The sequence below is a fragment of the Spirilliplanes yamanashiensis genome, from assembly GCF_016863475.1.
Taxonomy (GTDB): domain Bacteria; phylum Actinomycetota; class Actinomycetes; order Mycobacteriales; family Micromonosporaceae; genus Spirilliplanes; species Spirilliplanes yamanashiensis.
Genome location: NZ_BOOY01000016.1, coordinates 214,046 through 229,388, shown reverse-complemented (window position 1 = coordinate 229,388; position 15,343 = coordinate 214,046). Strand labels below are relative to the sequence as shown.

General features: G+C 75.5%; 18 protein-coding genes. 9 read left to right on the top strand and 9 right to left on the bottom strand.

All coding sequences use genetic code 11. The features are described 5' to 3' along the window. Nucleotides 1-632, top strand: a 632-nt coding sequence (locus Sya03_RS11970) for an alpha/beta hydrolase (RefSeq protein ID WP_203938300.1), incomplete at its 5' end; no start/stop codon positions are given. A 4-nt stretch (nucleotides 633-636) separates the two neighbouring features. Here Sya03_RS11970 and Sya03_RS11965 read toward each other — a convergent pair. The 3 genes from Sya03_RS11965 to Sya03_RS11955 all read right to left on the bottom strand — a co-directional run bounded on the left by Sya03_RS11965 (nucleotide 637) and on the right by Sya03_RS11955 (nucleotide 4,054). Then, nucleotides 637-1,608, bottom strand: coding sequence for an NAD(P)/FAD-dependent oxidoreductase (locus Sya03_RS11965; RefSeq protein ID WP_203938299.1), 972 nt, complete (start codon nucleotides 1,606-1,608; stop codon nucleotides 637-639). Nucleotides 1,609-1,670: 62 nt separating this feature from the next. After that, the gene (locus Sya03_RS11960) at nucleotides 1,671-2,561 is read right to left on the bottom strand and encodes an SMP-30/gluconolactonase/LRE family protein (RefSeq protein WP_203938298.1); all 891 of its coding nucleotides are present in this window, start codon (nucleotides 2,559-2,561) and stop codon (nucleotides 1,671-1,673) included. Between the two features lie 29 nt (nucleotides 2,562-2,590). Next, entirely contained in the window at nucleotides 2,591-4,054 is a 1,464-nt protein-coding gene (locus tag Sya03_RS11955; RefSeq protein ID WP_203938297.1) for an amino acid permease, read from the bottom strand. A 193-nt stretch (nucleotides 4,055-4,247) separates the two neighbouring features. On the opposite strand from Sya03_RS11955, the gene Sya03_RS11950 reads away from it, so the two are divergent. Further along, the gene (locus Sya03_RS11950; RefSeq protein WP_203938296.1) at nucleotides 4,248-4,598 is read left to right on the top strand and encodes an HPF/RaiA family ribosome-associated protein; all 351 of its coding nucleotides are present in this window, start codon (nucleotides 4,248-4,250) and stop codon (nucleotides 4,596-4,598) included. Here the strand turns inward: Sya03_RS11950 and Sya03_RS11945 are convergent. Then, nucleotides 4,560-5,096: a BON domain-containing protein gene (locus tag Sya03_RS11945; protein WP_203938295.1), complete on the bottom strand. Its 537-nt coding sequence runs from the start codon at nucleotides 5,094-5,096 to the stop codon at nucleotides 4,560-4,562. The two genes, Sya03_RS11950 and Sya03_RS11945, sit on opposite strands and share 39 nt — an antisense overlap. 208 nt (nucleotides 5,097-5,304) lie before the next feature. On the opposite strand from Sya03_RS11945, the gene Sya03_RS11940 reads away from it, so the two are divergent. The 3 genes from Sya03_RS11940 (at nucleotide 5,305) to Sya03_RS11930 (ending at nucleotide 6,668) form a co-directional block, all read left to right on the top strand. Further along, nucleotides 5,305-5,751, top strand: a complete 447-nt coding sequence (locus Sya03_RS11940; RefSeq protein ID WP_203938294.1) for a hypothetical protein — start codon at nucleotides 5,305-5,307, stop codon at nucleotides 5,749-5,751. A gap of 103 nt (nucleotides 5,752-5,854) precedes the next feature. Next, the gene (locus tag Sya03_RS31520) at nucleotides 5,855-6,262 is read left to right on the top strand and encodes a hypothetical protein (RefSeq protein ID WP_203938293.1); all 408 of its coding nucleotides are present in this window, start codon (nucleotides 5,855-5,857) and stop codon (nucleotides 6,260-6,262) included. Between the two features lie 19 nt (nucleotides 6,263-6,281). Continuing rightward, nucleotides 6,282-6,668, top strand: coding sequence for an SRPBCC family protein (locus Sya03_RS11930; RefSeq protein WP_239107390.1), 387 nt, complete (start codon nucleotides 6,282-6,284; stop codon nucleotides 6,666-6,668). Nucleotides 6,669-6,687: 19 nt separating this feature from the next. Here the strand turns inward: Sya03_RS11930 and Sya03_RS11925 are convergent, their stop codons facing one another. The 3 genes from Sya03_RS11925 to Sya03_RS11915 all read right to left on the bottom strand — a co-directional run bounded on the left by Sya03_RS11925 (nucleotide 6,688) and on the right by Sya03_RS11915 (nucleotide 9,459). Next, on the bottom strand, nucleotides 6,688-7,068 hold the full coding sequence (locus tag Sya03_RS11925; RefSeq protein WP_203938291.1) for a DoxX family protein: 381 nt from the start codon (nucleotides 7,066-7,068) through the stop codon (nucleotides 6,688-6,690). Nucleotides 7,069-7,135: 67 nt separating this feature from the next. Further along, nucleotides 7,136-8,350, bottom strand: coding sequence for a fatty acid desaturase family protein (locus Sya03_RS11920; protein WP_203938290.1), 1,215 nt, complete (start codon nucleotides 8,348-8,350; stop codon nucleotides 7,136-7,138). 38 nt (nucleotides 8,351-8,388) lie between these two features. Further along, a complete protein-coding gene (locus Sya03_RS11915) occupies nucleotides 8,389-9,459 on the bottom strand; it encodes a ferredoxin reductase (RefSeq protein ID WP_203938289.1) in 1,071 nt (356 codons plus the stop codon). A gap of 111 nt (nucleotides 9,460-9,570) precedes the next feature. Here Sya03_RS11915 and Sya03_RS11910 point away from each other — a divergent pair, with 111 nt between their 5' ends. The 3 genes from Sya03_RS11910 to Sya03_RS11900 all read left to right on the top strand — a co-directional run bounded on the left by Sya03_RS11910 (nucleotide 9,571) and on the right by Sya03_RS11900 (nucleotide 13,115). Beyond that, on the top strand, nucleotides 9,571-10,806 hold the full coding sequence (locus Sya03_RS11910; RefSeq protein ID WP_239107388.1) for a PucR family transcriptional regulator: 1,236 nt from the start codon (nucleotides 9,571-9,573) through the stop codon (nucleotides 10,804-10,806). 68 nt (nucleotides 10,807-10,874) lie between these two features. Further along, nucleotides 10,875-12,335: an amino acid permease gene (locus Sya03_RS11905; RefSeq protein WP_239107386.1), complete on the top strand. Its 1,461-nt coding sequence runs from the start codon at nucleotides 10,875-10,877 to the stop codon at nucleotides 12,333-12,335. A 27-nt stretch (nucleotides 12,336-12,362) separates the two neighbouring features. Then, nucleotides 12,363-13,115, top strand: a complete 753-nt coding sequence (locus Sya03_RS11900) for an alpha/beta fold hydrolase (protein WP_203938286.1) — start codon at nucleotides 12,363-12,365, stop codon at nucleotides 13,113-13,115. A gap of 14 nt (nucleotides 13,116-13,129) precedes the next feature. Here Sya03_RS11900 and Sya03_RS11895 read toward each other — a convergent pair whose 3' ends face one another. Then, a complete protein-coding gene (locus tag Sya03_RS11895) occupies nucleotides 13,130-13,858 on the bottom strand; it encodes a GAF and ANTAR domain-containing protein (RefSeq protein ID WP_203938285.1) in 729 nt (242 codons plus the stop codon). A gap of 37 nt (nucleotides 13,859-13,895) precedes the next feature. After that, on the bottom strand, nucleotides 13,896-14,591 hold the full coding sequence (locus Sya03_RS11890; protein WP_203938284.1) for a GAF and ANTAR domain-containing protein: 696 nt from the start codon (nucleotides 14,589-14,591) through the stop codon (nucleotides 13,896-13,898). Nucleotides 14,592-14,826: 235 nt separating this feature from the next. Here Sya03_RS11890 and Sya03_RS11885 point away from each other — a divergent pair, with 235 nt between their 5' ends. Then, nucleotides 14,827-15,333 carry a hypothetical protein gene (locus tag Sya03_RS11885; protein ID WP_203938283.1) on the top strand — a complete coding sequence of 169 codons (507 nt, stop codon included), beginning with the start codon at nucleotides 14,827-14,829 and terminating at the stop codon, nucleotides 15,331-15,333. The last annotated feature ends 10 nt before the right edge of the window (nucleotides 15,334-15,343 follow it).

Here is a 15,343-nt window from a genome sequence, read left to right as displayed (position 1 = left end):
GGCGGCCGCCCGCCGGTGACGGCACGGCGACGCCGCCGCCGGGCCGCAGCACCGTCGACCTGGGCGGGGCGCCGCACGGCCTCTGGTACGTTCCGCGCACCCCGGCGCGGCGGCTCGTCGTGCTGCTGCACGGGGCGGGCGGCACGGCCGCGGACGCGCTGCGGCTGCTGCTGCCGTACGCCGACGAGCGGGGGCTGACGCTGTTCGCCCCGCAGTCCGCGGAGGTGACCTGGGACGTGATCGGCGCCGGGTACGGCCCGGACGTGACCCGGGTGCAGCACGGCCTGGACCGGGTGCTCGGCGCGTGCCCCGTGCCGGCCGTGGCGATCGGCGGGTTCTCCGACGGCGCCTCGTACGCGCTGTCGCTCGGGCTGGCCAACGGCGACGTGTTCGACGCGGTGCTGGCGTTCTCGCCGGGCTTCGCCGCCCCGGCCGGGCGGGCGGGCGCACCGGCGCTGTACGTGTCGCACGGCCGCGCGGACCGGGTGCTGCCGGTCGACCGGTGCAGCCGCCGCCTGGTGCCGGCGCTGCGCGACGCCGGCTACCGCGTGGCGTACGACGAGTTCGACGGCGGCCACGAGGTGCCGGCCGCGGTCGCCGGGCGCGCGCTGGACTGGCTGGCCGCCCGGTAGCGCCTCAGCCCTGGTCGGAGGAGTGGCCGGGGAACAGGTGCAGGGCGGGGTCGATGACGACGGCGGCGTTGTTGACGGCGGTGGCCGCCTCGCCGAACCCGACGGCGATCAGCCGCACCTTGCCCCGGTAGTCGTTGACGTCGCCGGCGGCGAACACCCGCGGCAGGTTCGTCGCCATCGTGGTGTCCACGACGATGTGCCGCCGGTCGAGCGTCAGCCCCCACCGGGCGAGCGGGCCGAGGTCGGCGGTGAACCCGAGCGCCGCCACGACGGCGTCGGCGGCCAGCAGCCGGGGCGGCCCGCCGCGGGGCGTCACCTCGACGGCGGTGACCCGCTCGTCGCCGACGAGGCGGCTCACCTCGGCGTTGACGATGATCTCGACGTCGAGTGCCTGCACCCGGGCGATGCTGCCCGCGTGGGCGCGGAACCGGTCGCGGCGGTGCACGAGCGTCACCGACGCCGCCACCGGCCGCAGCGCGGCGGCCCAGTCGAACGCGGAGTCGCCGCCGCCGACGATGACGACCCGGCGGCCGGCGAGGTCGTCCAGGTGCGGGACGAAGTACAGCACTCCCGCGCCGGCGAACGCGTCGGCGGCGGGCAGCGGCCGGGCGGTGAAGCTGCCCAGCCCGCCGGTGATGAGCACCGCCCCGCAGGTGAGCCGCTCGCCGCCGGACAGCCCGAGCACGGGCCGGCCGTCGGGCAGGTAGTCGAGCGTCTCGGCCAGCACCCCGAGCCGGTACGCGGGCCGGAACTGGTCGGCCTGGGCGACGAGCCCGGCCACCAGGTCGCGGCCGCGGACGGCCGGGAAACCGGCCACGTCGAAGATCATCTTCTCCGGGTACATGGCGGAGATCTGCCCGCCCGGCTCCGGCAGCGTGTCGACGACCGCGACGGACAGCCCCCGGAACCCGGCGTAGTACGCGCCGAACAGCCCGGCCGGGCCCGCCCCGACGACCGCCAGGTCCACCTCCGCCATGGCCCGACCGTAGGACGGCGCGGCGCCCGGGGCAATGCCGCGCCGTCCGCTGTGGAGGACCGCTACGGCCGCCGGGCCTCGCCGAGTGCCACGCGCACCGGCAGCACGGGCACGCCGGCCACCCCGGCGTCGCCGACGAGCACCGCGCCGTCGGCGTCGCCCGGGTCGTCCAGGCCGCCGCGGCCGCTCGTCACCATCAGCATCGTGCCGGCCAGGCAGACGCTCGTCGGTTGCCGGGCCGGCACCGTCACCCGGCGGTCCACGGTGCCGTCGGGGCGGACGCGGCGCACCTCGCCCGCGCCGAACAGGGCCACCCACAGGTGGTCCTCGGCGTCGACGGTGAGGCCGTCCGGGTGGCCCTCGGCGGCGGCCAGCCGCAGGAACGGCCGCCGGCCGCTCAGCTCGCCGGTGGCCGGGTCCACGTCGAACGCGTCGACGTGGCCGAGCGGGGTGTCCGACAGGTACATCGTCCGGCCGTCGAGGCTGAACGCCGGGCCGTTGCCGATGGTCAGGCCGCGCAGCACGGTGCGCACGGTGCCGTCCGGGTCGAGCCGGTACAGGGCGCCGCCGCGCGGCGACTGGTCGCACGCCATGCTGCCCGCCCAGAACCGCCCGGCCCGGTCGGCGACGGCGTCGTTCATCCGCCACGGCTTGGCCGTCACCGGTTCGGGGCTCGCCACCGGGGTGGCCCGGCCGTCGGGGCCGAGCAGCGCGAAGCCGGTGCCGGTCGCGGCCAGCCAGGTGCCGGGCCGGTCCGCCACCGGGGCGACGGCGGCCAGCGGCTCCGGCAGCCGGGCCAGCTCGGTCAGCGCCCCGGCGCCCGGCCGCAGCGGCGTCGCGGTGGTGAGCAGGCGCCCGGCCGGGATGTCGACCAGCACCACCCGCTCGCCGTCCCAGCGGCCGCCCTCGCCCAGTTCCAGCCGGTCGGCGCCGAGCGCCGTCAGGTTCGTCATGCCCTCCGTTGTGCCCGCCGCCGCGCGGCTCAACCCGGCGTGCGGTCCGGGGCCGGCGCGCCGGGGTGGTGCGGGCTGTCCGGGTTCAGCAGGGAGTGCCGGCGCCCGTAGGCGAAGTAGATGACCAGGCCGATGACCAGCCAGATCGCGAATCGCAGCCACGTCTCCCAGTGCAGCTGCAGGATCAGGAACAGGGAGGCGAGCACGCCGAACGCGGGCACCACGGGCATCCACGGCAGCCGGAACGACCGCGGCGTGTCCGGGCGGGTGTAGCGGAACAGGATGACCGCCACGCACACCACGATGAACGCCGACAGGATGCCGATGTTGGTCAGGTCGGCGACCTCGCGGATCGGGAACACCCCGGCGAGCAGCGCCGAGCCGATGCCGGCGATCCAGGTGACGCGCTGCGGGGTGCCGTGCCGGTCGACCCGCGCGAACCACAGCGGCAGCAGCCCGTCGCGGCTCATCGAGAACCACACCCGGGTGACGCCGAGCAGGAACGTCAGCATCACGGTGAGGATCGACAGCACCGCGAACACCGAGATGATGCCGGCGATGACCGGAAGCCCCACGCCCGTGAACGCCGACGCGAAGCCCGCCTCCGGGTCGATCTCGGTGTACCGCTGCATGCCCGTCAGCACGAGCGTCGCCGCGACGTACAGCGTCATCGCGATGACCAGCGACAGGATGATCGCGCGCGGCATGTGCTTGCGGCCGTCTTCCGCCTCCTCGGCGGCGGTGCTCATGGCGTCGTAGCCGAACACCGCGAAGAACACCGTGGCGGCGCCCGTGAGCACCGGCCCGAACCCGGCCGGCAGGAACGGGTCGTAGTTGCCCGTCTCGATGTAGAAGACGCCCAGCCCGATGATGAACAGGATCAGCAGGATCTTGATGCCGACGGCGACCAGCTCGAACCGGCCGAACGTCCGGGTGCCCCGGCTCAGGATGAACGTCACGAGCAGGCAGATGAGCATCGCCGGCAGGTTGACGACCCCGCCCTCCTCGGCGCTCGCCGTGATCGACTGCGGCAGGGCCACCCCGAAGCCGTCCAGGAACGCGTCCAGGTAACCGGAGATGCCGATCGCGACGACGGCGACGATGGCCACGTACTCCAGCAGCAGGTCCCAGCCGATGAACCACCCGATCAGCTCGCCCAGCGCGACGTAGCCGTAGGTGTACGCCGACCCCGCCCGCGGGATCATGCCGGCGAACTCCGCGTACGACAGCGCGGCCGCCGCCGACGCCAGGCCCGCGATGAGGAACGCGATGAGCACGGCGGGGCCGACGCCCGGGTTGTCCTCGTCGCCGTGCGCGACCAGCCCGGCGAGCGAGAAGATCCCGACGCCGATGATGCCGCCGACGCCGATCGCCGTGAGCTGCCACAGGCCGAGGCTCTTGGTCAGCTGCCCCGCGCCGCTGGCCGCCTCGATCTCCTCGATGCGGTCGACGGGCAGGCGCCGCCACACGGAGCCGGAACCGTTCCTCGCCATGTGCTCGTCCGCTCTTCCGCCGGACACCGACGTTCGTCAATGTAGACCTTTTCCGTGGTGATCGCCGCCGCGCGGCGGCGGGCCGAAGGTCCCCCCGGCCCGGCCCTGTGGCACTGCCCGGGCCCGCGACCCGCGTTCGATCATGATCGTGGGCCGGTGATCCGGCGCCGCTTCAGAACCTCGGGAGGTCGTCATGGTCCTCGTCAGCGCGGAGCTCACGCCCAGCGTCCGCACCCACGGTCCCGTCCCCGCACCCGCCCGGGACTACGCCGTGGCGAAGCTCGGCGCCGCCCTGCGGCACGCGCCGGCCCCGGTGCCGTTCGCCCGGGTCACCCTCGACTCCACCGGCCACGGCGAGTACGCCGGCGCCCAGGTGGACGTCGGCGGGGTGCCGGTGCACGTCCACGCGGCCGGCGAGACGATGACCGAGGCGGTCGACCGGCTCCAGGAACGCCTGCGGGCGCGCCTGCGCCGGATGCGCCGCCGCCCCGCCCAGGGCCCGCCGTCACCGCCGGTCGGCACCGCCGGCCCGCTGCCGGCGTGAACCGGCCACGGCGGTCGCCGTCACCGCGACCGCCACGCAGGTGACCGCGACGCCGAGCGCGCCGAACTCCACCATCAGCACGCACAGCGCCGCCCACACCACGGCCGCCGGCACCGCCACTGCGGCCCGCCGCGGCCACCGGCGCCGCTCGGCGACGCGCAGCCCGTCCACCACGTCCTCGAACCGCGGCACACCCGTGCCGGGCGCCGCACCGCCGGCGCCCGGCACGCGCAGGGCGTTGCTGACGTCGCGGACACCGGCGACGGCCCGCGCCGCCGACCCGGCCGTCGCGCGGGCCCGCTCGCCGTCGACCGAGCCGGTGAGCAGCACCACCCCCTGCTGCACCTCGACGGTGATGCGCTGACCGCGCAACAGCTCGTCGGCGGCCAGCTCCTGCGCCACCCGGTACGTGAGCCGCACGTCCGGGTCGTCCGCCGGCGGCAGCCGGCGGCGCGCCCAGTCCGGGTACCCGTCGTCCGGGAACGGCCAGCCCATCATGATCGTGATCCGCCTCCACGTGTCCGCCAGTCTTCATCCTGCGCCCGGTACGTGGCGGCCCGCCCGCGGCCGCATGACAGCTTCGTGACAGGACCGCCGGCCCTCCACCTCCGACGGTCACGCAACCGCCACACGACCGCGGCGAACCCGTCGCACCGCGCCCGCAGGCTCGAAGGACAGCCCGGGACACGGTGAAGGAGGACGGATCATGAACGGCAAGCTGTGGCGCCCGCTGGCGGTGGTGGCCTTCGCCGCCCCGGTGACGGTGGCGGGTCTGGGGTGGGCGATCGCCAGTGGGCACGCGGAGGCCGCGGTCGCGGTGGCGCTGTCGGCGGTCCTGATCTTCGGGTACGCGGTGCGGCGCCGCACCCGGGCCCGTGTCCTGTACGGGCCCCGGCCCTCACCGGAGGCCACCGCGCCGCGGAAGGGCGCCGGGTCACCGGAACGCACGGGTCCGCGGGAAGCCGCATGGCCGTGGAAAGGCACCGCGCAGCGGGAGGGCGCCGCGCAGCGGGGGGGTGCCGCGCAGCGGGAGGGTGCCGCGCAGCGGGAGGGTGCCGCGCAGCGGGAGGGCGCCGCGCAGCGGGAAGGCGCCGGGTCGTGGGAAGCGGCCGGGGTGCGGAACGGGGCGCGGGAGAGCGTGGGGCCGCGGTAGGGGCGCGGGTTCGCGGATGGGTGGCCCGCGCCGGTGGGTGGTGTGGTCGAAATGGCGGGCGGGGCGGCGCGCGGGTGCGAAGCCGGCGTGGTTCGCTGGGGGTGTGTCGTCCGGGGTTGCGCTGCTGGTGGCGGCCGCGGTGCATCTCGGCTTTCAGCTGACGGTGACCGTGGTCGTCTACCCGGCGCTGGCCCGGGTGCCCGCCGCGTCGTGGGCGGCCGCGCACCGCGCCCACACCCGGGCGATCACCCCGCTCGTCGCGGTCGTCTACGGCGGGCTGGGGGTGGCGGGCGGGTGGGCGGTGCTGGCCGGGCCGGGCGGGTGGACGCTGGTGGCGCTGGCCGGTGCGGCGGTGGCGGTGCTGGTCACCGCGGTGGCGGCGGGGCCCGCGCACGGCCGGCTCGGGGCGGGGCACGACGTACAACGGATCGGGAGGCTGCTGCGGGCGGACCGGGTGCGGGCGGTCGCGGCCGTGGTGGCGTTCGCGGGGGCGGCGGTGGCGGTGTGGTGAGGCCGGGGGTGGGGTGAGCGTGCGGCGGGAGATCGGTGTGGCGGGGCCGCGGGGCGCCGGTGAGGTGTGGGACCGGTACGTGCGGCCCGCGCGGTGGCCGGAGTGGTCGCCGCAGATCCGGGCGGTGGAGTATCCGGGGGAGCGGCTGGCGGCCGGGACGTCCGGCGTGGTGCGCGGGCCGTTCGGGGTGCGGGTGCCGTTCGAGGTTCTCGACGTGTCCGAGGACGGGCCGGTGCGCAGCTGGGCGTGGCGGGTGTCCGCGGCCGGGGCGCGGCTGGTGCTGGTGCACACCGTCGAGGCGGCGGGCGCGGGCGCACGGACCGGGCTGACGGTCGAGGGGCCGGCGGCGCTGGTGGTCGCCTACCTGCCGGCGGCGCGCTGGGCGCTGGGGCGCCTGGTGCGCTGACGCCGCCGGCAGCGGCGGATCAGGCGGTGAAGGAGTGCGGGCCGAAGCGGCCCCAGGCGACGACGGCGGCGAGCGCCAGCAGGACCACGTTGACGGCGATCGCCGGCAGCTCCCGGCGGCGGGCGTGGGTGACGGCCGCGCCGATCATCATCAGCACCAGGCCGAGCGCCGCGAGCGGCACGAGGACCGGCGCGATGCCCAGCACGGCGGGCAGGATCAGGCCCACCGCGGCGAGCACCTCGAGCGCGCCGATCAGCTTGACGACGTTCGGCGGGAAGTCCTCCGCCCAGCCGAGGCCGGAGGAGACGAGCTTCTCCCGCGGCTGGGTGAGCTTCATGACGCCGGCGCCGAGGAACACGGCCGCCAGCACGCCGGCGATGATCCACAGGACAAGGTTCACACGGTCCTCCGACCTTGATCGTTCAACGGTGGGGTGAACCGTAACCCCACCGACGGCCGGGCGTGGATCAGGCGGCGGTGTGGGCCGTGGAGGCGGCGACGGCGGGCTTCTGGGCCCAGCCCGCGCGGCGGTTGTCGTCCGCCGCCGACCGGACGGCGGCCGGGGCGGGCGCGGCGGGCGCGGCCGGGACCGGGGTGCGGTTCGGCAGCGACAGCCGGATGACCTTCGCCCACGCCGACGCGACCTGCTTGGGCAGCGGGCCGCTGGTGTACGACAGCCCGTACCGCTGGAACAGGTCCTTGATCTTCGGCGCGATCTCGGCGTACCGGTTGCTCGGCAGGTCGGGGAACAGGTGGTGCTCGATCTGGTGCGACAGGTTGCCGGTCATGATGTGCATGAGCCGGCTGCCCGAGATGTTGGCCGAGCCGAGCATCTGGCGCAGGTACCACTGGCCGCGGGTCTCGCCGTCGATCGACGTGGTCTCGAACGTCTCCACGCCGGACGGGAAGTGCCCGCACATGATGACCGAGTGGCTCCACAGGTTGCGGATCAGGTTCGCGACGGCGTTGGCGGCCATGGTGTGCAGGAACGACGGGCCGGACAGCGCCGGGTGCACGATGTAGTCCTTGAGCACCTGCTTGCCGATCTTGCGCCGGACCTTCTTGAGCGCGGCGCGGAACTTCGGGTCGCGGCGCTTCTCCTTGGTGGCCAGGTTCTCGCCCAGCTCCAGGTCGTAGGCGGCGATGCCGTACTCGAAGAAGCAGGCGTTGACGAAGTTCCACAGCGGCTGGCCCAGGTGCAGCGGGTGCCAGGGCTGCTCCTCGTCGACGCGCATGATGCCGTAGCCGAGGTCGTTGTCGCGGCCGATGACGTTCGTGTAGGTGTGGTGCAGCTCGTTGTGCGAGCGCTTCCACTGCTCGGCGGGGGAGGCGTGGTCCCACTCCCACGTCGTCGAGTGGATCTTCGGGTCGCGCATCCAGTCCCACTGGCCGTGCAGGATGTTGTGCCCGATCTCCATGTTCTCGAGGATCTTGGCGACCGACAGGCCGGCCGTGCCGATCAGCCACGCCGGCGGGAACAGCGAGAACAGCAGGACCCCGCGGCTGCCCAGCTCCAGGCTGCGCTGCACCTTGATCACGCGGCGGATGTACGCGGCGTCGCGCGCCCCGCGGCTGGCCATGACCTCGTCGCGGATGGCGTCGAGCTCGATGCCGATCTGCTCGATGTCCTCGGGCGTCAGGTGCGCGATCGGGTTGTGCTTCTTGTGCTGAATCGTGGTCATGCGAATCCTCGGTTCCGTGCGGTAAGGCGGAGCGGAGTTCAGGCGTCCAGGCGGCACGGGCCGGCGGCGGCCGACACGCAGGTCTGGACGGGGATGCTGTCGCCGGGCTCGGCGGTGGTGAGCCGCCCGTCGCGCAAATCGCGCACGGCGCCCTCGCGCAACGGCAGCACGCAGCTGAAGCAGATGCCCATCCGGCAGCCGGACGGCATGAGGACGCCGGCGGCCTCGCCGGAGTCCAGCAGCGGCTCGGTGCCGTCGGTCTCGACGACGGTGCCGGACCGCAGGAACGTGACCGTGCCGCCCTCGCCGCTGACGGCCACGGCGGACCGGAAGCGCTCGACGTGCAGCAGGTGCGCCGCCTCGGCGTCGGCCCAGTGGGTGGTGAGGTCGTCGAGCAGCTCGTTCGGCCCGCACGCCCAGGTCTCGCGCTCGAACAGGTCGGGCACCAGGTCGGTGAGCTCGGCCGGCTTGAGGCGGCCGTCGGCGCGGGTGTGCCGCTCGACGAGGCGGATGCGGCCCTGCGCCGCGAGCGCGCGCAGCTCGGCGCCGAAGACCACGTCCTCGCGGGTGCGGGCCGAGTGCACCACGACCACGTCGGCGAGCTCGTTCAGGCAGCTGCGCAGCATGCCCATGACCGGCGTGATGCCGCTGCCGGCGGTGACGAACAGGGTTCTCGCCGGGCGCGGGCGGGGCAGCACGAATTCGCCGGCCGGGCGGTCCAGGTGCAGCAGCATGCCGCGCCGGGCGTGGCGCACGAGGTGGGTGCTGACCGCGCCGCCGGCGACGGCGTTGACGGTGACGGTGATGCGGCCGTCGGGGCGGCCGGGGGCGCTGGTCACGGAGTACGACCGCCAGAGCCGCACCCCGTCGACGTCGACGCCGATGCGCACGTACTGGCCGGGCTCGTGCCGGGGCCAGCCGCGGCCCGTCTGCAGGACGAGGGTGGCGCTGTTGGCGGTCTCGGGCCGCACCGCCTCGACGCGCGCCCGGGGCACCTCGGCGTTGCGCAGCGGCGCGATCGCGTCGAGGTAGTCGGTGGGCAGCAGCGGCGTGGTCAGCAGCCCGGCGACGCGCCGGGCGCCGGTCCGCAGGGTTCGGATAACAGCCACATAACAAGCATCCTGTGTCCCGGGAGTAACGTCATGACCGGGGGAAGTGAATTGCGGCCCCCCTTCTTGTTCGCCCGGAACGAAAAACTCGCTTCAATCCCGGAGATTTCCGTGTCAGATGCGCTACCGGACGTCACGACGTTCCGCCTGACGCCGGAGGTGGTGGGGCCGCTGCGGCAGGGCCTGTCGCACGTCGCCGTCCAGACGATCAACGCGATCACCGCGTCCGTGCCCGCCTACACCGAGGCGTTCGCGGGCGAACTCGGCCCCACCATCGAGAAGGCGGTCCGGGCGGCGCTGGGCACCTTCCTGGAGCTGGTGTCCCGCGACACCGGCCCCGACTGGGGCGCCCCGCTGGCGCCCGCCCTGGAGGGCGCCTACGCGCTCGGCCGCGGCGAGGCCCGCAACGGCCGCAGCCTCGACGCGCTGCTGAGCGCGTACCGGCTGGGGGCCCGGGTGGCGTGGCGGGAGCTGGCGGCGATCAGCGTCCGGGCGGGCCAGCCGGCGGCGACGATCGCGCACTTCGCCGAGCTGGTCTTCGCCTACATCGACGAGCTGTCGGCGGCCAGCGTCGCCGGGCACGCCGACGAGCTGGCCTCCACCGAACGCGAGCGGCTGCGGCTGCTCGACCAGCTGACCCAGGCGCTCGTCGCCGGCGAGCCGGAGCACGTCGTCCTGGCCGCCGCCGAGCGCGCCGACTGGGCCGCCCCGCAGACCCTCACCGCGGTGCTCGTGCCCGAGCGGTCGCTGCGCGGCGTCGCCGACCTGCTGGACGCCCGCGCCCTGCAGCGCAGCGAGCCCGGGCCCGGCTTCGGCGACATGTCCCTGCTGCTGGCGCCCGACGCGCACGGACCGGCGCGGGCCCCGCTGATGCGGCTGCTGCGCGGGCACGGCGTGGTGGTCGGACCGGCCCGGCCGTGGCTGCGGGCGCGCGAGTCCGTCGACCGGGCGGCGCGCACCCTCGCGCTGCCCGGGCTGCGGGTGGCCGGCCGCGTCGTCGACACCGAGGACCACCTGGCCGCCCTCGTCGTCACCGCCGACCCGCAGGCGCTGGCCGACCTGCGGGCGCAGGTGCTCGCCCCGCTGACCGGCGGGACGGGCGCCCCGCCCGGCAAGCTCGTCGACACCCTGCGCAGCTGGCTGCGGCACCAGGGCCGGCGCGAGGAGGTCGCCGCCGAGCTGTTCATCCACCCGCAGACGGTGCGCTACCGGATGACCCGGCTGCGCGAGATCTACGGCGACCGCCTCACCGATCCGGAGTGGATCTCGGCGGCGGCCGTCGTGCTGACCCTGCCCACCCTGCCGGCCCGGCCGCCGGGCCGGCCGCCGGGCCGCGCGGCGGGTTGATCCGGCCGCAGGCGGGTACCTGCGGCCGTCGGCGGCCTCGCCGCGGGAGGGGGAACGGCGTGTCGGTCATGCGGACGAAGCCGATCGAGGATGTGATCGCGCAGGGCGGCGACGAGGACGCCCCGGGCCGGCTGCGGCGGCGGCTCGGCCCGCTGGACCTCATGGGGTTCGGCATCGGGATCGTCATCGGCACCGGCATCTTCACCCTCACCGGGATCGAGGCCCGCGACCACGCCGGCCCGGCCGTCATCGTGGCGTTCGCGCTGGCCGGCGTGGCGAGCCTGCTCGCCGCCCTGTGCTACGCGGAACTGGCGTCGAGCGTGCCGACGGCCGGCAGTGCCTACACCTACGCCTACGCCACCATGGGCGAGATCATCGCCTGGATCATCGGCTGGGACCTGGTGCTGGAGTTCGCGCTGGGCGCCGCCGTCGTGGCCCGCGGCTGGTCCGGCTACCTCGCCGAGCTGCTCGGGCTGCCGACGGCGTTCTTCGGCGAGAGCAGCACCGTCAACGTCGGCGCCATCGCGATCGTCCTGCTGCTCGGCGCCGTGGCCACCCTCGGCATCCGGCAGTCGTCGCGGGTCACCAACGTGCTGGTCGTGGTCAAGGTCGCCATCTGCCTGTTCGTTGTCGTGGCCGGGCTGTTCTTCGTCCGGGCGGCCAACCTCACGCCGTTCGTGCCGCCCGCCGAGCCGGTGCGCGACGACGCCGCCGGGCTGACCAGGCCGCTGTCGCAGGTGCTGTTCGGCATGGAGCCGTCCGCGTTCGGCGTGGCCGGCGTGCTCACCGCGGCGGCGGTCGTGTTCTTCGCCTACACCGGCTTCGAGGCCGTCGCCAACCTCGGCGAGGAGACCCGGCGGCCGCACCGGGACCTGCCCCTCGGGCTGTTCGGCACGCTGGGCGTCTCGGCGCTGCTGTACGTCGCCGTGTCCTTCGTCATCGTCGGCATGGTCGACTACCGGGAGATCGACCCGGGCGCGCCCATCGCCGCGGCGTTCTCCTCCGTCGGCGCCGGCTGGGCGTCGGCGCTCATCTCCATCGCCGCCGTGGCCGGGCTGACCAGCGTCATCCTCGTCGACATCGTGGCCATCGGGCGGATCGGCTTCGCCATGAGCCGCGACGGCCTGCTGCCCGCCGCCGTCGGCGCCGTGCACCCCCGGTGGGGCACGCCGTTCCGGACCACCGCCGCCGTCACCGTCGGCGTCGCCGCGCTGGCCGGGTTCGTGCCGCTGTCGTCGCTGGCCAACCTCGTCAGCATCGGCACGCTGTTCGCGTTCGTCATCGTGTCGGTGGCCGTGCCGATCCTGCGCCGCACCCGCCCCCAGCTCCGGCGGCCGTTCCGGGTGCCGCTGTCGCCGGTGATCCCGATCCTGGCGGCGCTGGCCTGCCTGTACCTGATGACCAACCTGTCGGTGGAGACCTGGCTGCGGTTCCTCGCCTGGATGGGCCTCGGCCTGCTGATCTACCTGGTGTACGGCCGCCGCCGCAACCGGCTCGCCCGCCGTGACCGGGCCGGCGCCGCCGGCTGACGCCGCCCGGGTGGCACACTCGCGGGCATGACGGCACAGCTGCACGTCCGCGGCGGCGGCGCCGGGGCGCCGGTGCTGCTGTTGCTGCACGGCCTCGGCGCCACCGGCGCCGTGTGGGACGGCTGGCGGCCGCTGCTCGCCGCCCGCTGGCCCGGCCGCTGGCTCGCCCCCGACCTGCCCGGGCACGGCCGGTCCGCGGCGCTGCCCGGGTACACCTTCGACGCCCTCGCCGGCGCCGTCGCCGGGCTGCTCACCCCCGGCGAGCCGGCCGTCGTGCTGGGACACTCGCTCGGTGGCGTCGTCGGGCTCGCGCTGGCCGCCGGCCACCCCGCCGCGGGCGTGCGGGCCGCCGTCGGCCTGGGCGTGAAGGTGGCGTGGACCCCCGAGGAACTGGACCGGGCGCGGGCCGTCGCCCGCCGGCCGGTCACCTGGTTCGGCACCCGCGACGAGGCCGCCGCCCGCCACCTGCGGGTGTCCGGCCTGGACGGGCTGCTGAGCGCCGCCGACCCCGCCGTGGACGAGGGGCTGACCGAGCGCGAAGGGCGCTGGCGGCCCGCCGCCGACCCGGCCGTCGCCGGGGTGGGCGAGCCCGGCATGGCGGCCCTGCTGGCCCGGGTGCCGGCCGCGGTGACGCTGGCCCGCGGCGAGCACGACCCCATGAACACCGACGCCCAGCTCGCCGCCCTCGGCGCGCCCGTCGTCACCCTGCCCGGCCTCGGCCACAACGCCCACGTGCAGGACCCCGGGCGCACGCTCGCCCTGCTCGACCCGTACCGCTGAGGGGCGCCCCCGGATCAGGGGGTCAGGGCCCGCAGCGCCGCCGGGTCGGTCACGACGAGGCGGGCCACATCGGTCAGCCGCCGGTTGTGCCGCCGGGCGTGGGCGCGCAGGACGACGAACGCCTCGTCCACGCTCACCCCGTGGGCCTGCGCGACGGCGCCCTTGGCCTGCTCGATCACGATGCGGCTGTTCAGGGCGCCCTGGAGCTGCTCGGACAGGATCTCGCCGCGGCGGATCGTGCGCTCCTGGAGCAGGCCGATCGCGGCGACGTCGGCCAGGGCCTGGATCACCGGGACATCGGCCGGGTCGAACGTGCCGCCGGCGGGGGAGCCGAAGACGTTCAGCGCGCCGATCACCTGGCGCCGCAGCCGCAGCGGCAACGCGTGCACCGCGGTGAACCCGGCGGCGGTCGCGCGGGGCGCGAAGCGCGGCCAGCGATCCGCGGCGTCGCCGAGGCGCACGTCGATCACCGGCTGCCCGGTGCGGAACGCGTCCAGGCAGGGACCCTCCCTCGTCTGCATCGCGAACAGCTCCAGCAGAGCGGTGTTCTCGTCCGAGGCGGCCACGAACTCCAGGGCGCCGCGTTCGTCGGCCAGCAGCAGCCCGACCGACGCCGCGCCGACCAGGCTCGCGGTCCGTTCGGCGACCATGTGCAGGAACTCCAACAGGTCGAACTCGTCGATCAGCGTGTCGGCGACGTCGACGAACGCCGCTGCCAGGCGGTGTGCGGAGATGATGGTCATGCCTGCCTCCCGGCGACCTCGGACGGACTGATGGTGTTCATGGACGGTCGAGCCGCAGCCGGCCCGCAACCACGTCGCGGGCCACGTCGCCGATCGGGCGTTCCTCGGCGTACGCGTGGGCCCGCAGCCGGATCATGGCCTCCTCGATGGGTACCCCGAGCTGCACCATGACCATCCCCTGGGCCTGGAACAGCTCGGCCCGGTGCCGCACGTCGCCGAGCAGGTCGCCGTCCCGCTCGCGGTCGAGCAGGGCGTGGACGGTGACGTCGGCGAACGTGAGCGCGCAGCCCAGCTCCTCGCCGGTCAGCGAGCCGGGGCGGTCGCGGTACACGTCGAGCACGCCGAGGCGCGCGGCGCCGACCTGCAGCGGGAACGCGAACACCGCGCAGACGCCGCTGTCGCGGGCCGCGGGGGTGTAGACCGGCCAGCGCTGGGCCGCCGGGTCGGCCAGGTCCGGGATCAGCACGGGACGCGTGTCGGTGAACGCGTCGATGCACGGCCCCTCGCCCAGCACGAACTGCAGGTCCTCCACGCGCTCGCTGGCGGGGTCCGAGGCGGCGCTGATGCCGCGCGTCCCGTTGGCGGTCATGACGCTGGCGCCGGCGCCGGACGCCGCGAGCGCCTGCGCGGCCGCCCGGCAGACCCGGCGCAGCAAGCCGGTGGTGCCCGGGGCGGGCGGTTGCCGGGCGATGAGGTCCCGGACCGTCTCGGGGCCGGTCTGTGGCTCGCTCATGGCGTCGCCGCGCGCCCCGCGGTGCCGTCGCGGTCCGATCCGGGGGACATGGCCGCACCTTCCGCTGGTGCCGCCGGTTGCTCGGGGCTGCGTGGGCCCGAATCCGGGTGGTCTCACCGTACTCTGCGCGCCTTCCGGCCGCAGGGTGCGCCGGGGCGGTCCCATCGGTAGCGTGTCACTGCTGCCCCGGACCTCGGCACGCGCGACCTTCTGCCGTCGACCGCCGAGGTGAGTCATGAGCATCTCCACTCCGCACCGACCCGCGCGCGCCACCGACGAGATGACCCCCCGCCGGCTGTGGCGTGCCAGGGCCATGTGCCGCCGGCACGGCGCGCCGCTGCTGACGATGGCGGCGATGCTGGTCGGCGACGAGGACGCCGCCGGTGAGATCGTCGCCGCCGTGCTGACCGAGGCCGCCGGCCCCGGTCCCGGTGGCGACGCCCCGCCCGGCTCGGAGCGGGTCTGGCTGGCCCGGTCGGTCTACCACCGCTGCCTGGGCCGGCTCGCCGCGCGGGAACGGTTCGGCGCCGCGTTCGCGGCGGGCCGGACGGACACCGTGGACCGTCGCCCGCCCGGCCCGACCGGCCGGCAGTGCGCCGTCGCGGCGCTGGCGCTGTACGGCGGCCACGACCTCGCGCAGACCTCCCGCACGCTGGGCCTGCCGGAGCCGGAGGTCGTCGAGCTGCTCCGCGGCGCCGTCCTGTCCTTCGCCGCGGCCCGGCGACGTGCGCCCGCCGGGTGACGATCCCGGC

Coding starts and splice junctions, on each gene's coding strand:
- Sya03_RS11965 (WP_203938299.1), bottom strand. CDS start 1,608: ATGGCGGAGGTGGACCTGGCGGTCGTCGGGGCGGGCCCGGCCGGGCTG.
- Sya03_RS11960 (WP_203938298.1), bottom strand. CDS start 2,561: ATGACGAACCTGACGGCGCTCGGCGCCGACCGGCTGGAACTGGGCGAG.
- Sya03_RS11955 (WP_203938297.1), bottom strand. CDS start 4,054: ATGGCGAGGAACGGTTCCGGCTCCGTGTGGCGGCGCCTGCCCGTCGAC.
- Sya03_RS11950 (WP_203938296.1), top strand. CDS start 4,248: ATGGTCCTCGTCAGCGCGGAGCTCACGCCCAGCGTCCGCACCCACGGT.
- Sya03_RS11945 (WP_203938295.1), bottom strand. CDS start 5,096: ATGATGGGCTGGCCGTTCCCGGACGACGGGTACCCGGACTGGGCGCGC.
- Sya03_RS11940 (WP_203938294.1), top strand. CDS start 5,305: ATGAACGGCAAGCTGTGGCGCCCGCTGGCGGTGGTGGCCTTCGCCGCC.
- Sya03_RS11920 (WP_203938290.1), bottom strand. CDS start 8,350: ATGACCACGATTCAGCACAAGAAGCACAACCCGATCGCGCACCTGACG.
- Sya03_RS11905 (WP_239107386.1), top strand. CDS start 10,875: ATGCGGACGAAGCCGATCGAGGATGTGATCGCGCAGGGCGGCGACGAG.
- Sya03_RS11900 (WP_203938286.1), top strand. CDS start 12,363: ATGACGGCACAGCTGCACGTCCGCGGCGGCGGCGCCGGGGCGCCGGTG.
- Sya03_RS11895 (WP_203938285.1), bottom strand. CDS start 13,858: ATGACCATCATCTCCGCACACCGCCTGGCAGCGGCGTTCGTCGACGTC.
- Sya03_RS11890 (WP_203938284.1), bottom strand. CDS start 14,591: ATGAGCGAGCCACAGACCGGCCCCGAGACGGTCCGGGACCTCATCGCC.
- Sya03_RS11885 (WP_203938283.1), top strand. CDS start 14,827: ATGAGCATCTCCACTCCGCACCGACCCGCGCGCGCCACCGACGAGATG.